14 protein-coding genes are annotated in these 14,355 nt (G+C 64.5%); 4 read left to right on the plus strand and 10 right to left on the minus strand.

Going from position 1 to position 14,355, the window contains the following annotated elements; translation table 11 throughout:
• Window positions 1–163: 163 nt before the first annotated feature.
• Window positions 164–877 (plus strand): phosphonate utilization transcriptional regulator PhnR, encoded by a 714-nt coding sequence (gene phnR, locus ACIOVF_RS17935; RefSeq protein ID WP_045195459.1) that lies wholly within the window; start codon window positions 164–166, stop codon window positions 875–877.
• On the opposite strand, the gene ACIOVF_RS17940 is transcribed toward phnR, so the two are convergent.
• The 7 genes from ACIOVF_RS17940 to minC all read right to left on the minus strand — a co-directional run bounded on the left by ACIOVF_RS17940 (window position 874) and on the right by minC (window position 7,478).
• A complete protein-coding gene (locus ACIOVF_RS17940) occupies window positions 874–3,033 on the minus strand; it encodes a mechanosensitive ion channel family protein (RefSeq protein WP_045195458.1) in 2,160 nt (719 codons plus the stop codon). The two genes, phnR and ACIOVF_RS17940, sit on opposite strands and share 4 nt — an antisense overlap.
• A 48-nt stretch (window positions 3,034–3,081) precedes the next feature.
• Window positions 3,082–3,246, minus strand: coding sequence for a hypothetical protein (locus ACIOVF_RS17945; protein WP_176794228.1), 165 nt, complete (start codon window positions 3,244–3,246; stop codon window positions 3,082–3,084).
• Window positions 3,247–3,405: 159 nt separating this feature from the next.
• Window positions 3,406–4,695, minus strand: coding sequence for a M18 family aminopeptidase (locus ACIOVF_RS17950; RefSeq protein WP_045195457.1), 1,290 nt, complete (start codon window positions 4,693–4,695; stop codon window positions 3,406–3,408).
• A gap of 121 nt (window positions 4,696–4,816) precedes the next feature.
• Entirely contained in the window at window positions 4,817–5,452 is a 636-nt protein-coding gene (locus tag ACIOVF_RS17955) for an RluA family pseudouridine synthase (RefSeq protein WP_045195455.1), read from the minus strand.
• Between the two features lie 108 nt (window positions 5,453–5,560).
• The gene (minE, locus tag ACIOVF_RS17960; RefSeq protein ID WP_010224188.1) at window positions 5,561–5,815 is read right to left on the minus strand and encodes a cell division topological specificity factor MinE; all 255 of its coding nucleotides are present in this window, start codon (window positions 5,813–5,815) and stop codon (window positions 5,561–5,563) included.
• 3 nt (window positions 5,816–5,818) lie between these two features.
• On the minus strand, window positions 5,819–6,631 hold the full coding sequence (gene minD / locus ACIOVF_RS17965; protein ID WP_045195453.1) for a septum site-determining protein MinD: 813 nt from the start codon (window positions 6,629–6,631) through the stop codon (window positions 5,819–5,821).
• A 97-nt stretch (window positions 6,632–6,728) separates the two neighbouring features.
• Window positions 6,729–7,478 carry a septum site-determining protein MinC gene (gene minC, locus ACIOVF_RS17970; RefSeq protein WP_093387360.1) on the minus strand — a complete coding sequence of 250 codons (750 nt, stop codon included), beginning with the start codon at window positions 7,476–7,478 and terminating at the stop codon, window positions 6,729–6,731.
• Window positions 7,479–7,599: 121 nt separating this feature from the next.
• Between minC and ACIOVF_RS17975 the strand changes: the two genes are divergently transcribed.
• Both ACIOVF_RS17975 and ACIOVF_RS17980 read left to right on the plus strand, forming a co-directional pair.
• Window positions 7,600–8,532 carry a lipid A biosynthesis lauroyl acyltransferase gene (locus ACIOVF_RS17975; RefSeq protein ID WP_045195451.1) on the plus strand — a complete coding sequence of 311 codons (933 nt, stop codon included), beginning with the start codon at window positions 7,600–7,602 and terminating at the stop codon, window positions 8,530–8,532.
• A gap of 103 nt (window positions 8,533–8,635) precedes the next feature.
• Window positions 8,636–9,793 carry a patatin-like phospholipase family protein gene (locus tag ACIOVF_RS17980; protein ID WP_401291236.1) on the plus strand — a complete coding sequence of 386 codons (1,158 nt, stop codon included), beginning with the start codon at window positions 8,636–8,638 and terminating at the stop codon, window positions 9,791–9,793.
• Between the two features lie 6 nt (window positions 9,794–9,799).
• Here ACIOVF_RS17980 and ACIOVF_RS17985 read toward each other — a convergent pair whose 3' ends face one another.
• Window positions 9,800–10,603: a VacJ family lipoprotein gene (locus tag ACIOVF_RS17985; protein ID WP_258607721.1), complete on the minus strand. Its 804-nt coding sequence runs from the start codon at window positions 10,601–10,603 to the stop codon at window positions 9,800–9,802.
• Window positions 10,596–11,894, minus strand: a complete 1,299-nt coding sequence (locus ACIOVF_RS17990) for a hypothetical protein (protein ID WP_045195447.1) — start codon at window positions 11,892–11,894, stop codon at window positions 10,596–10,598. The genes ACIOVF_RS17985 and ACIOVF_RS17990 overlap by 8 nt, the downstream gene beginning before the upstream one ends.
• Before the next feature lie 242 nt (window positions 11,895–12,136).
• Between ACIOVF_RS17990 and ACIOVF_RS17995 the strand changes: the two genes are divergently transcribed.
• Window positions 12,137–12,499: a hypothetical protein gene (locus tag ACIOVF_RS17995; protein WP_045195445.1), complete on the plus strand. Its 363-nt coding sequence runs from the start codon at window positions 12,137–12,139 to the stop codon at window positions 12,497–12,499.
• A gap of 90 nt (window positions 12,500–12,589) precedes the next feature.
• Here ACIOVF_RS17995 and ACIOVF_RS18000 read toward each other — a convergent pair whose 3' ends face one another.
• A complete protein-coding gene (locus ACIOVF_RS18000; protein WP_401291241.1) occupies window positions 12,590–14,146 on the minus strand; it encodes a beta (1-6) glucans synthase in 1,557 nt (518 codons plus the stop codon).
• Window positions 14,147–14,355: the final 209 nt, after the last annotated feature.

Consider the following 14,355-nt stretch of genomic DNA (forward strand, 5'->3'; position numbering starts at 1 on the left):
GCATTGCCCCGGCCGGGCTTTTGCCCCTGGAAATCAAGCGTAGACCACCCTCACTGTCATCTGGCATTCATCTGCAGTGCCTAGGCTTGCACTATTCTCATAGCCCTACGGCGCCAGATTGGGGCGCTACCGGGGCTGGACTAGTCCAGATAGGTAACCTTTGATGCAGCCACTGCCACCGCGAGCAGTAACAGCCATCTGTCATGCCCTGCAGGAGCAGATTGAGCATGGCCTCCTGTCGCCCGGCTGCAAGCTGCCGGCCGAGCGCAAGCTCAGCGAGGTGTTCGACACCACGCGCATCACCCTGCGTGAGGCGCTGGTGCAACTGGAGGCGCGGGGATTGATTTACCGCGAGGAACGCCGCGGCTGGTTCGTCGCGCCCGAGCGCCTGACCTACGATTTGATCGAGCGCAGCCACTTTCATGCCATGGTCCGCGAGCAGGGCCGCGAGGCGCGTACCGAGTTGTTGTCGGCGCGCCTGCAGCCAGCAGCGGCAGCGGTGTGCGCGCGGCTGCAACTGGCGCCGCTGTCGAGCGTGATCCAGATCTGCCGGTTACGCCGGATCGATGGCCGGGCGGTGCTGTATGCCGAGCACTACCTGAACCCCGAGTACTTCCCGGGCATTCTTGAGCACGACCTGAGCCGCTCGCTGACCGAGTTGTATGCCGGCCACTACGGCATCGAGTACGGACGGGTGCGCTTCGAGATCCTGCCGACCGCCTTGCCGGTGGCGGCGGCCATGGCGCTCAAGGTCTCGGCCGGTAGCCCCGGCCTGCACATTACCCGGGTCAACAGCGACCAGCACGGGCGGCTGATCGACTGTGACCTTGAGTATTGGCGCCATGACGCAATCCGCATCAAGGCCCAAGCCGGTTAGGACTTGGCCGCGCTTTCGCTGAACGGTGTGCTGGCGTCGGTGGTGATCACCTGCACGCTCAGGCGCGGGGTGGCCAGGTCCAGGCCGGATTCGTCGAGCTGGCGTTTGAGCGCCAGGTTGAAGGCCCGCGACACTTCCCACTGCTTGATCGGCGCGGTCTTGAAGCGCGCACGCAGGATCGCCGAGCCCGACTCGAAGCTCTCCACCCCTTGCAGCTCCAGCGGCGACCAGATGTTGCGGCGCATCAGCGGGTCGTTGCGCATCTTCTGCCCGACATCGCGGATCAGGGTGATTGCCTGGTCGATGTTCATGCTGTGCGGGATGGCCACGCGAAAGATCGCGTAGCCGAACTCGCGGGAGTAGTTCTTGATGCTCTTGATCTCGCTGAACGGGATGGTGTGGACGATGCCGTCGATATCGCGCAGGCGCACGGTACGGATGGTCAGGCCCTCGACCGTGCCCAGGTGGCCGCCGACATCGACGTAATCATCGATGGCCAGGGAGTCTTCGATGATGATGAACAGCCCGGTGATCAGGTCGGCGACCAGCGATTGCGCGCCAAAACCGATGGCCAGGCCGATGACACCGGCACCGGCCAGCAGCGGGGTGACGTTCATGCCCATGTTGGCCAGGGCGACGATCACCGCAATGATGAAGATCGTCACGAACAGCACGTTGCGGATCAGCGGCATCATGGTTTGCGCACGAGCGTTGGCCAGGCCTTTGCGCGAGCGGGTGAGGGCGTGGTGCACGGCGGTGTCGGCGAGAATCCACACCAGCCAGGCGGCGATCAGGGTGCCGGCCAGGCCGAACAGGCGCACCGCCACCTCATGGCCTTCGCCCTCGGTGAAGGTGATCAGCGAAAAGCCCCAGACGCGCAAGCCAAGTTCGATGAACACCAGCCAGATGCCCAGGTGCACCAGGGTGTAGCCAAAGCTGCGCAAGCGCTCCGAGTACACCGCCTGGCGGCGGTTGGCCCGTTGCGGCTTGAGCCCGTGGCGACGGACCAGGCCGTTGATGACCATGCACAAGATCAGCAGCACCGTGCACATCAGTGACTGGCGCAGGGCAGTGCTGGTGTCGCCGGCGGAAATGAACGTGGCAAACAGCGAAATCGCCACCAGCACCAGCGCCGGCAGGTACCAGAAAGTGCCAAGGATTTCGATGGTGTCGCTCAAGGCCCGGCGGGTCAGCCGTCGTGACAGCGGCTGGTTGCGGATCAGGTGGGCGATGGGCCGGCGAAAGCGCAGGATGAACAACCCGGTCGACAGCCCGGCGAGGATGTTGGCCAGGGTCGCCAGGGTGTGCGAGAGGTGATCGCCCAGGGCGCTGGCCATGCGCGGGTCGTTCATGGCCTCGCCGAAGGCGGCGAAGCTGCCAATCAGCCACAGCGGGCGGAACGCCTGGTGGCGCAGGATGTGCAGGGCGCGGTGGCGGTGCGGGCCGTCAAGCAGGGAGAAGGCGATGACGCAGATTGCCGAGAAGCAGGTACCGACCACCAGCGCGTAGGCCAGGACCATGGCCATCGACTTGCCCAGTGACGAGGGCAGGGCAAAGCTCAGGTACACGGTGATCACCAGCGCCACCAGCCAGGGCCCGAGCTTGCGCAGGGCGAAGCGCACCAGGTCCCAGGTGCGCGGGTGTTGCGGCAGTTCTTCGGTCAGGCCAAAGCGCAGCCGGACCTGGTGGCCGACCCAGTTCAGGGCGTAGGCCAGCAGGCTCCACAGGGCGATGATCGCGGCAAAGCCAAAGAGGATCGGTGGCCATTCGTGCCAGGGCACCAGGCGGGCGTCGAGCTCGATCTGCGCCAGCTCCAGCTCGCGGGTCCAGCGGTTGAACGGGCTGGCCTCACCGCTGAACTGTTTTTCCAGCTCGCCGAAGGTCGTGCCGATAAGGCCCAGTACGCCTTGTTCGGCGCTGGGTTGCGCCTGTTTGGTGCTGTCGCGCAGCTTTTTCAGGTCGGCCAGCAGCTTGGCCCGCTGCTGGTCGTTTTCCAGGCTCTTGATGACTTCGTCCAGTGACTGGCCCAGGGGTTCGCTAGCTTCGGGCTGGGCCTTGCTGCCGCCGCCGAGCAGGCCCGGCAGGCCGGCGGCGTGCGCGGGCGCAACGAAGAGCAAGGGCAGGAGCAGGAGAAAAACGCGGAAAAAGACAGGCACCGGACAATCAACCTCAAAACGATCAATCGCCCGAGTGTAGTGTATTTGTCAGTTGAGTTTCTCGAGGATCTTCCAGCACATGATGCCGATCATGCCCAGGGTGCCGACCCACATCATCAACACGCCGATATTGCGATCGCGCAGGTTGAAGCCTACGGTCAGCAGGATCAGGCCGGCGATGACCGGAAGGAACAGAGAGGCAAAGGCTGACATGCGGCAAGGTCCTTACTTGAGAGTTATGGCTCAAGCATAGCGGGATTCGCCGGCGAGGGGTTGATCGGGGTCAGGCTGGCGGGCCTCATCGCTGGCAAGCCAGCTCCCACAGGTTCGGCGTGTGGGAGCTGGCTTGCCAGCGATGCAGGCGCCGCTCAGTTACGGCAGGTCGCGACTGCGATAGAACGCCGTCAGCACCTTGACCAGGTGCGCCAGGTCCTGGCTGCCGCACAGCTCGCGGATCGAGTGCATGGCGAAGGTCGGCAGGCCGATGTCGACGGTGCGCACGCCCAGGTGGCTGGCGGTGATCGGGCCGATGGTCGAGCCGCAACCCATGTCGCTGCGCACCACGAAGCTTTGCACCGGTACTTCCTCGGCCATGCACAGGTGGCGGAAGAAGCCGGCGGTTTCGCTGTTGGTGGCGTAGCGCTGGTTGTTGTTGACCTTGATCACCGGGCCGGCATTGAGCTTGGGCCCGTGATTGCCGTCGTGCTTCTCGGCATAGTTGGGGTGCACGCCGTGGGCGTTGTCGGCCGAGACCAGCAGCGAGCGCTGGATCGCGCGGACGAAGTCGTCGCCGTCGGGCAGCAGGCGGCGCAGGGTCTGTTCGAGCATCGGCCCGTCGGCGCCACAGGCCGAGCAGGAACCCACCTCTTCGTGGTCGTTGCACACCAGCACGCAGGTTTCATCGCTGTCGGCGTTGAGCAGCGCCTGCAGGCCGGCATAGCACGACAGCAGGTTGTCCAGGCGTGCGCCGGCGATGAACTCGCCATGCAGGCCAATCAGGGCGGCGCTCTGGGTGTCGTAGAAGCTCAGTTCGTAGTCCAGCACCACATCGGCGTTCAGGCCGTGCTCGCGGGCCAGCTGGTCGGTAAGCAGGGCACGAAAATCGACGCGCTCGTCACCAGCCACCTGGGCCAGGATCGGCGGCAGCTCGGTCTGCGGGTTGATCGCCCAGCCTTCGTTGGCGGTGCGATTGAGGTGGATAGCCAGGTTCGGGATCACTGCGATCGGCAGCTTGAAATCGACCAGCTGGCTTTCGACCTTGCCGTCACGGCGGAAGGTTACCCGCCCGGCCAGCGACAGGTCACGGTCGAACCACGGCGCCAGCAGGGCGCCACCGTAGACTTCCACGCCCAGTTGCCAGAAGCCCTGGCGCTGCAGTTCGGGCTGCGGCTTGACCCGCAGGCACGGGCTGTCGGTGTGGGCGCCGACCAGGCGGATGCCGTCGAGCAGCGGCGAGTGACGGCCGAGCTTGAAGGCGATGATCGAGGAATCGTTGCGGGTCAGGTAGTAGCGACCGCCGGCCACGGTGGCCCAGCTGTCGCGCTCGTCCAGGCGCTGGTAACCGGCGGCATCGAGGCGCTGGGCCAGGGCGGCGGTGGCATGGAACGGCGTAGGGGAGGCCTTGAGGAAGTCGATCAGGCCTTGATTCAGTGCATCGCGCATAGGTCACTCCAGACAGCAGTGGCGGCATTTTAGCGGGTGAGCTGCAAGCTGCAAGCTGCAAGAGGCGGCGCAACTCAATGCAGGGTGACTGCTTGAAGCTTGAAGCTTGCCGCTGGCGCCGTCAAAACGGCGCCGGACACTCGAAGCGCAACCGCTCCCCGGACACCGGGTGGGTAAAGCTCAGCATGCTTGCATGCAGGCACAGCCGCTCATGGGCCGCCAGCGCCTCGGGGCAGGCATACAGGCGATCACCCAGCAACGGATGACCGATCGACAGCATGTGCACGCGCAACTGGTGCGAGCGCCCGGTGATCGGCGTCAGCTCGACCCGGCAATGATCGCCACAGCGCTCGACGATGCGCCAGAAGGTCAGGGCATGCTTGCCCTGCTCATGGTCGACCACGTGCCGTGGCTTGGTCGGCGGGTCGTAGCGCAGCGGCAGGTCGATGCTGCCGCTGTCGAGCTGCGGCTGGCCCCAGCACAGTGCGGTGTAGGCCTTCTCGGTTTCGCGGTCGTGGAACTGCCGGGACAGTTCGCGATGACTGTCGGCGTCGCGGGCCAGGAGGATGATCCCCGAGGTTTCCCAGTCCAGGCGGTGGACGATCAGGGCATCGGGGTAGCCGTTTTCCTGCAGGCGGGTGATCAGGCAATCCTTGTTGTCTTCGGCCCGGCCCGGCACGGACAGCAGCAGGGTCGGTTTGTTGACCACCAGGATGGCGTCATCTTCATGCAGGATGTGTACGTTGGACAGCGGCATTGCGTGTTCCAAAATAGCTGTGGGAGCGGGCTTGACCCGCGACGCGATATGACTGGCAGATCGCAATCGCGGGTCAAGCCCGCTCCCACAGGGTGCCCGAAAACGCTATCAGCGATCGGGCAGGGTGATGTTGAGTTCGAGGATCGAGCAGCTGCCCTGGTTCTCCAGAGCGACCTGCACATCATCGGAGCCGATGTTGACGTACTTGCGGATCACTTCCACCAGTTCCTTCTGCAGGGCTGGCAGGTAGTCCGGAGTACTGCGCTGACCGCGCTCGTGCGCCACGATGATCTGTAGACGCTCTTTCGCGACCGAGGCGGTGCTTACTTTTTTGCTGGCACGAAAGAAGTCAAAAAGGTTCATTGGTTAGTTGCCTCCAAACAGGCGCTCGAAGAATCCCTTCTTCTTCACATCAAGGAACCGATGTTCCACGTTTTTGCCCAGCAGGCGGTCAACGGTATCGCTATAGGCCTGGCCAGCATCGCTCTGGTCGTCAAGGATGACCGGTACGCCCTGGTTGGATGCCTTGAGCACCGCCTGGGATTCAGGGATCACGCCCAGCAGGGCCACCGAGAGGATTTCCTTGACGTCTTCGACGCCGAGCATTTCGCCCTGGCTGACGCGCTCCGGGTGGTAGCGGGTGATCAGCAGGTGTTCCTTGATCGGGTCTTCGTTGCGTTCGGCGCGGCGCGATTTGCTCGCCAGCAGGCCCAGCATACGGTCCGAGTCACGTACCGAGGAGACTTCCGGGTTGGTCACGACGATCGCTTCGTCAGCGAAGTACATGGCCAGGTGGGCGCCTTTCTCGATACCGGCCGGCGAGTCGCAGACCACGTATTCGAAGTCCTCTTTGAGCTGCATCAGGACTTTTTCCACGCCTTCCTGGGTCAGCGCGTCCTTGTCGCGGGTCTGGCTGGCGGCCAGCACGTAGAGGTTCTCAAGGCGCTTGTCCTTGATCAGCGCTTGCTGCAGGTTGGCTTCGCCGTTGACGACGTTGACGAAGTCGTACACCACGCGGCGTTCGCAGCCCATGATCAGGTCGAGGTTACGCAGGCCGACGTCGAAGTCGACGATGACAGTCTTGTGGCCGCGCAGTGCGAGGCCGGTACCAATAGCGGCGCTGGTGGTGGTCTTACCCACACCACCCTTGCCGGATGTAACCACGAGAATCTTGGCCAAGGTGTTTCACCCCTAAAGAAAAGGACGTCGAGTCCCAAAAAATACAAAAAACGGCAACATCGAAAAAAGTTGCGCAGAAAATGGCGGCAAGTATCCGTTAAAGACGGGTGATGTTCAACACGTCACCGGACAGGCTGACCTGTACCCCGGCCCCCCACAGCGGATCGCGGCGCAGGTCTTCGGAGACCTTGTATTGCCCGGCGATCGAGACCATCTCGGCGGTCAGCTGCTGGCAGAAGATCCGCGCCCGGGTATTGCCCTTGATCCCGGCCAGTGCCCGCCCACGCATTGCACCGTACACATGGATGTTGCCATCGGCGAGAAGTTCCGCGCCCGGGCTGACCGACGACACTACTACCAGATCGCCACCCTGAGCGTAGATCTGCTGGCCGCCGCGTACCGGGGTGGTGATGATCTTGGTCGGGCGGATGGCCGGCTCCGGCGGCGCCACGGGGGCGGGCGCAGGCTCGGGCTTCTTCACTTCCGGCTCCGGCTCCAGCGGCCGCTCACGGGCACCGGAGGGCGGCAGCACCGGCAGGTCGATGGCGATCGCCGCGGCAATGTCTTCGATACGGCTGGCGCGGATGGCCAGGGTGCGCAGGCCGTGATGGCGGCAGACGCGCATCAGCCCGGGCAGGTCGACCGCGCCTTCGCCGGCCGGGAGCTTGTCCAGGGCCAGTACCAGCGGGGTATTGCTGAAGAAATTCGGCGCCTGGGCGACCTTGGCCGCCAACTGCCGGTCGAGGCCTTCGAGGTTGTTCCTGGCGAGCTCGAGCACGGTAATGGCGAGCATGCTGCCCTTGAGCTGGAACACGGGGTCTTGGTCTGGCGTTTGGGTTTGGCTCATGGTCTGCATTAGGGCGGCTTGTTACGAAAAAGTGCCCAGACTTATAACGAGAACACCGGTTGGCCGCAACCCGTGCCGAACCGTTGTAGAATGCCCGGCCCTTGTCTTTCCGGAATCTTTAATGGATCGCCCGCGTTTTCGTCGTTACTTTCTGCACCCGCGCTTCTGGCCGCTGTGGCTGGGCCTGGGCCTGCTGTGGCTGATCGTGCAACTGCCGTACCGGGCCTTGCTGGTGATCGGCCGTGCCCTGGGGGCGCTGATGTACCTGGTGGCCGGCGAACGCCGCTACATCGCGGCGCGCAACCTGGAACTGTGTTTCCCCGAGCTACCGTCCGTCGAACGGCAGCGCCTGCTCAAGGAAAATTTCGCTTCCACCGGCATCGCCTTCTTCGAAATGGCCATGAGCTGGTGGTGGCCAAAGGCCCGGTTGGCGCGCCTGGCGCACATCGAAGGGCTCGAGCACCTGCAGGCCGCCCAGCGTGATGGCCAGGGTGCCATCCTCATGGCCCTGCACTTCACCACCCTGGAGATCGGCGCCGCGCTGCTGGGGCAGGAACACACCATCGACGGCATGTACCGCGAGCACGGCAACCCGGTGTTCGACTTCATCCAGCGCCGTGGCCGCGAGCGGCACAACCTCGATTCGCTGGCGGTAGAGCGCGAGGACGTGCGCGGCATGCTCAAGCTGCTGCGCGCCGGCCGTGCCATCTGGTACGCACCCGACCAGGACTACGGCGCCAAGCAGAGCCTGTTCGTGCCGCTGTTCGGCATCGAAGCGGCGACCGTCACCGCCACCACCAAGTTCGCCCGCCTGGGCAAGGCTCGGGTGATCCCCTTCACCCAGCAGCGCCTGGCCGATGGCAGCGGTTACCGGCTGGTGATTCATCCGCCGCTTGCGGATTTCCCTGGTGAGACCGAAGAGGCCGACTGCCTGCGCATCAACCAGTGGATCGAAACGGCGCTGCGCGAATGCCCGGAGCAGTACCTGTGGGCGCATCGGCGCTTCAAGTCGCGTCCGCCGGGGGCGCCGAAGCTCTACGAAAAACGGCGTTGAGGCTATCGCGGGGCAAGTCGAGTCGTCGCACCGCCGCTCCCACAACTGTGTGTGGGAGCGGGCTTGACCCGCGGTGAATTCACCAAAAATCCAGGAAGGTAAAATGGCTGAACCGATCACCGGCTTGATCCTCTCTGGCGGCGGCGCCCGCGCCGCCTACCAGGTCGGTGTGCTGGCCGGCATTGCCGACCTGCTGCCGCCCGGTGCCGCCAACCCCTTTCCGGTGATCGTCGGCACCTCGGCCGGCGCCATCAATGCCGTGACCCTGGCCAGCGGCGCCACTCATTTTGCTGACGCGATCCGCCGCCTGACCAGTTTCTGGCAGGGCTTTCGCAGCCATCAGGTGCTGCGCAGCGACTGGCCCGGGGTGATCCGCCAGGCCAGCCGCTTCGTCGGTCACAGCCTGCTCGGCCTCGGCGCGCCGGTTCCGGTGGCGCTGCTCGACAGCTCGCCGTTGCGCACACTGCTCAGCCAGCACCTGGACCTCAACGGCATCGGCCACGCCATCGAGCAGCAGCACTTGCGCGCGGTGGCGGTGACGGCCTTTGGCTACGAGTCCGGCCAGGCGGTGACCTTCTACCAGGGCAAGGGCGCCATCGACCCCTGGCTGCGCCACCGGCGTATCGGCCTGCCGACCCGCCTGAGCGTCGAGCACCTGCTGGCCAGCTCGGCGATCCCCTTGCTGTTCGCTCCGGTCAAGCTGGGTGAGGAATTCTTCGGTGATGGCGCGGTGCGCCAGTCGGCGCCGATCAGCCCGGCCCTGCACCTGGGCGCCAGCCGGGTACTGGTGGTCGGGGTCAGCGGCAACCCGCAGCGGCCCCATGAAGGCGAAATGCGCCAGCGCATCTTCAGCGGCCAACAGCCGAGCCTGGCGCAAATCGGCGGGCACATGCTCAACAGCACCTTCATTGACAGCCTGGAAGACGATATCGAGCTGCTGCAGCGGCTCAACCACCTTAGCCACCTGATGCCCGAGCACCTGGAACGCCGGCGCCTGGGCCTGGCACCGGTCGAGGTGCTGGTGGTCGCGCCCAGCCAGCCGCTGGACGAGATCGCCGCCCGCCACCGGCGTGAGTTGCCGGCGGCGCTGCGGCTGTTTTTGCGTGGCCCGGGGGCGACCAAAACCAGCGGCGCCGGGGTGCTCAGCTACCTGCTGTTTGAAGCCGGTTATTGCAGCGAGCTGATCGAACTCGGGCGCCGCGACGCCCTGGCCAAGCGCCGCGAGCTGTGCGGCTTTCTTGGCCTGCCGGCGCCCAACTGAAGCCGCTTACTCGGCGATCTGCAGCTTGCGCGCCTCGGTGTAGACGTAGCGTACTTTCTCGTACTCGAACGGCGAGTTGAGCTGGCCATAGCGGAAGCTGGTGGTGTAGCGCTTGTCGACAGCGCGCAGTACCCAGACTTCCGGATGGTTGCTGCTGACCTCGGCGACGTTGAGGAAGTTGATCCAGTTCTCGGCGCCGTAGTCCACCGCCAGGCCACCGGTATCGCGCAGGTTCGACGGGCCGAGGATCGGCAGCATCAGGTACGGGCCTTCGGGTACGCCGTAGAAGCCCAGGGTCTGGCCGAAATCCTCGCTCTGGTGCGGCAGGCCCATTTTGCTTGCCGGGTCCCACAGGCCGGCGACGCCGATGGTGGTGTTGAGCAGCAGGCGCGCGGTGATTTCCATCGAGCGCTTGCCCTTGAGCTGCAGCAGGCTGTTGAGCAGGTTCGGCACATCGCCGACATTACTGAAGAAGTTGCTCACGCCGCTGCGCACAAAGTGCGGGGTGATGTAGCGGTAGCCGTTGACCACCGGCAGGAACACCCATTGGTCGAAGCGGTAGTTGAAGTGGTAGATGCGCCGGTTCATCGATTCCAGCGGGTCGTAGACGTTCAGCGCCGCCAGGGTCGAGCGTTCGAATTCGCGCTGGTCCAGGCCGGGGTTGAACTTGAGTGCCTTGAGCGGTTCGGTGAAGCCATCGGCATCGACCGGATCGGCTTCGATGACGCTGGCGCGCGGTGCGGTTTCTTCAGCCGCCTGGGCCAGGCCGCAGGCCAGCAGCGCGCTAATGATCAGTAGGCGTTTAACCACGGAAGAACTCCAGCATGGCGTCGCTGTTGACGCGATAATTGAGGTTGCCGCAATGGCCGCCGTGGGGGTACAGGGTCAGGCGATCGCCGAAGGCGCTGCGCAGGAAGCCCAGGTCGCCAGGGCCGAGGATGACGTCGTCGGCGTTGTGCATCACGGCGATTTTCGGGCTCTGTTGCAGGTAGTCCTTGAGCGCGTAGAGGCTGACCTGGTCGACCAGTTGCAACAGGCTGCCGCCGTCGGTGCGGGCACGCCACATGGGGATCACCTGCTCGGTCAGGTAGCAGTCGAAGTCGCATTGCAACGCGCGCTTGAAGAACGGCGTGAGGCTGCTGCCTTCGGTGATCGGGTACTTGGGCGGGATGATCAGGCCGCGGCGGTTGATCAGGTCGGAGGTAAAGGCGATATCGGCCGCCGAGAAGCGGAACGAGGTGCCGATGACCATTGCCATCTGCTCGTTGGACAGGTGCTGGCGTGACTGCTGGAAGTCGTACAGCAGCGCATCGTTGAGGTCGATGTAGCCCTTCTGCTGGAAGTAGCGGGTCAGCTTGTTGAGCACCAGCTCATAGAAGGTGGTGCTGTTGTTGACGCCCTTGACCTCAGTCTGCACCAGCTTGTCGAGGTTGCTGATCGAGGTGTAGAGGTTGACCGGCGGGTTGAGCAGCAGCACGCGCTTGAAGTTGAAGCTGCGCCGGGTTTCATCCAGGTGGCTGACAAACGCCGCATCCAGGGCGCCGAGGCTGTAGCCGCTGAGGTAGTACTCGCTGACCGGCAGGCGCGGGTGCTGAGCGCGCACGCCCTGCATCACCCGGTAAAGGTCTTCGGCGTCTTCCTTGGTCACCCCGGGGGTGGCGTAGCGCGAGGCCGCGGTGATGAAGTCGAAGCTGGTCGGCGATGACAACTGCACCACGTGGTAGCCAGCCTTGTAGTAGAGCTTTTTCAGGTACTCGTTGATGCTGCTGGAGTAGGGCGCGCCGGTGCCGGCAATCAGGAAAATCAGCGGCGCCTCGTGGTCCTGGCGGGCCAGGCGATACTTGAGCTTTTTCACTGGCCAGAAATTGTCGGGCAGGGTGAAGGCCCGCTCCGGGCGCATGTTCAGGCTGTAGTCGGACTGGGTGATGTCGTCGTCGCTAGGCAGCTCCGGGCGTAGCTCCGGCGGCGTCGTGGCGATGGTCGCCTCGAACGGGTTGGTCAACGGATAGCCGTAACTGGCCGCGTCGATGGTTTGTGCCCAAGCGCACGCACTCGAGATAAAGCCACCCAACAGGGCAGCGAGGCGCAGAGAACGAAGCATGACGGATCCCCAAAAATGCAGCAGCAAAGTGCGTTACGCAGGCTAGGACCATGGTGGCCCCGGCAAAGTTGCCTGGCGCTCCGGCATTTATCGTCCCAGATGTTGCCGCCGTCCAATGAGGATTCGCAACAATTGGTTCCATTTATCTACAGGACAAAGTAGCTGAGGCTGGCGCTTTTGCCTTGCATAGACGCCCCGGACGATTATGCTGGGCGCCGATTTTCATGTTTCTGGAGTGTCGCATGTCCCGCCGTTTACCGCTGATCGCATTGCTGGTGTTTCTGCCCTTGTGGCTGGCGGCAAGCTATGGGCTGCGTTATGTGCTGATGGAAGATGCCCACTGGGTGGCGACCTGCGCCGACCAGGCACAACTGTGGGGCTGCCAGGCGCGTTCGCTGATGGGGTTGATGATTCACTTCAGGATCGTGGCCTGGTCGGCCCTGGGCCTGGCACTGCTGGCCATGCTGGTGCCAGGGCGCGCGGGTTGGCGCCTGGCGGTGGCGGCACTGGTGTGCGGCATTCCGGCGTTGGTGTTGTACACCGCGAGCATTGCCGTGTTTGCAGTGGTGCTGGCGGGGTTGCGCTTGGTGCGGCGCTCCAGCTGACATTGCGGCGCTGCCATCGCTGGCAAGCCAGCTCCCACAGGGATCTTGTGGGAGCTGGCTTGCCAGCGATGGGGTGCGAAGCAGCCCCGGTTACTGCTGAACCCGAACCCGCAAGCTACGCCACAACGCCGCCACCATCAGCACGCTCACCCCGGCCCAGACCAGCGCCTGCTGGTTGCTCAGCCCTTCACGGTACAGCTGCGGGGCGATGCCGGCGCCGATGATCAACGCCAGCAAGGCCGCTTCGCCCCAGCGTGCCGCCACCGGCCGCAGCAGGTACACCACTGCCGGCAACAGCAAGGCGGGGCTGGGGAAGCTGCGATAACGCGGGTCGAACACCAGCGCCAGCATGCTCACCGCCGCGGCAAAACCCGCCGCCAGCAACCACCAGCCGCCACGCGCTTGGAGCCAGGCGAAGGCCCGCTGGCGCCAGCCCTGGCGTTGCGACAAGGCCAGCGCAGCATGGGCGAGCACCAGCAGGTTCAGGCCCACCAGCACAATCGCCCAGACCCACTCGCCGACAAAGCGGCTGTTGATGCGCAACTGTTCGCCCCACAGGCCCAGGCTGGCCGCAGCCAGGGCCGCCAGCAGTGGCAACAGCAAGGCGCTGCGAGTGCCGCGTACGCGCCCGGCCAGCAGCAGGGTGGCGGCGAACAGCACGACACCTGCGCCCAGCCACTGCGGCCAGAACACCAGGTTGCTCACCGGCCCTTCAAGGATGCCCTTGTCCTGGCGGTCGGCGTCATACAGGCCCCAGTAGCCGCCCACGGCGCCTTCGCTGGCACGTTTCCAAGGCTGGTCGAAAGCTTCGATCAGGTTGTACTGCCAGCCGTGCTGTTCGGCCATGGCGACGAAGCCGCGAATGAAGCGTGCCTCGTTGACCCGGCTGGGCAGGGCGGTTTCGCGCTGGCGGCCTTCGCTCGGCCAGCCGGTTTCGCCAATGACGATCTCCTTGGGCGCGAAGCGGTTGCCGAACACCTGGCGGATCTCGCCGACGTGCACCAGGGCATCGTCGATGCTCTTCGGGTCATCTTCCCAGTAGGGCAGCAGGTGGATGGTCAGGAAGTCCACCGCCGGAGCGATCTCGGGGTGTTGCAGCCAGAACTCCCAGACATCGGCGTAGGTCACCGGCACGCTGACCTGGCTTTTCACCTGGTTGATCAGCGCCGCCAGTTGCGGGCCGGTGACTTCCTTGCGCAGCAGGGTTTCGTTGCCGACGATCACCGCCTTGACCACGTCCGGGTTGGCATTGGCCGAGGCGATCAGGGCCTTGACCTCTTTTTGCGAATCCACCGGGTTGGCGTTGATCCAGGCGCCGAGCATCACCTTCAGGCCATGCTTGCGGGCAAGGTCGGGGATGGCCTCAAGGCCGGTCATCGAGTAGGTGCGGATGCACTCGAAACGCTCGGCCAGCAAGGCCAGGTCGGCGTCCATGCGCGCCGGGCGCAGCTGGAACGGTTGGTCGAACGGCGACTGGTCCTTGTCGAACGGGGTGTAGGAGGCGCACTGCAGCTTGTGCGACGCGCTGGCCGCATCCGGCAGCACCACCGGCTTGCCCAGGCCGTACCACAGCCCTGCGAGGGCGAACAGGCCCAGCAGGCAGGCGAACAGGTAGGGTAATAGCGGGAAGCGCGCAGTCGAGGACATGGAACAGACCGTCTGGAAACAAAGCCGTCAATAGTACCCGCAAATGGCGCCGGCCAAAGCCTTGGGCTACAAAGATCGTCAGGGTGGGTGTTGCTTGATGTAACGATTTCAATGGCTGGCGATGTGATGTCGTTTCTCGTTGTCCCGAGGTCGCTACCAGAGCAGGTCAGCGACCATGCGCGGTTGATGATGCAGCTTCCGTGACGTGA

Origin of the sequence: Pseudomonas sp. NPDC087612 (assembly GCF_044743505.1) — a bacterium.
Classification (GTDB): Bacteria; Pseudomonadota; Gammaproteobacteria; order Pseudomonadales; family Pseudomonadaceae; genus Aquipseudomonas.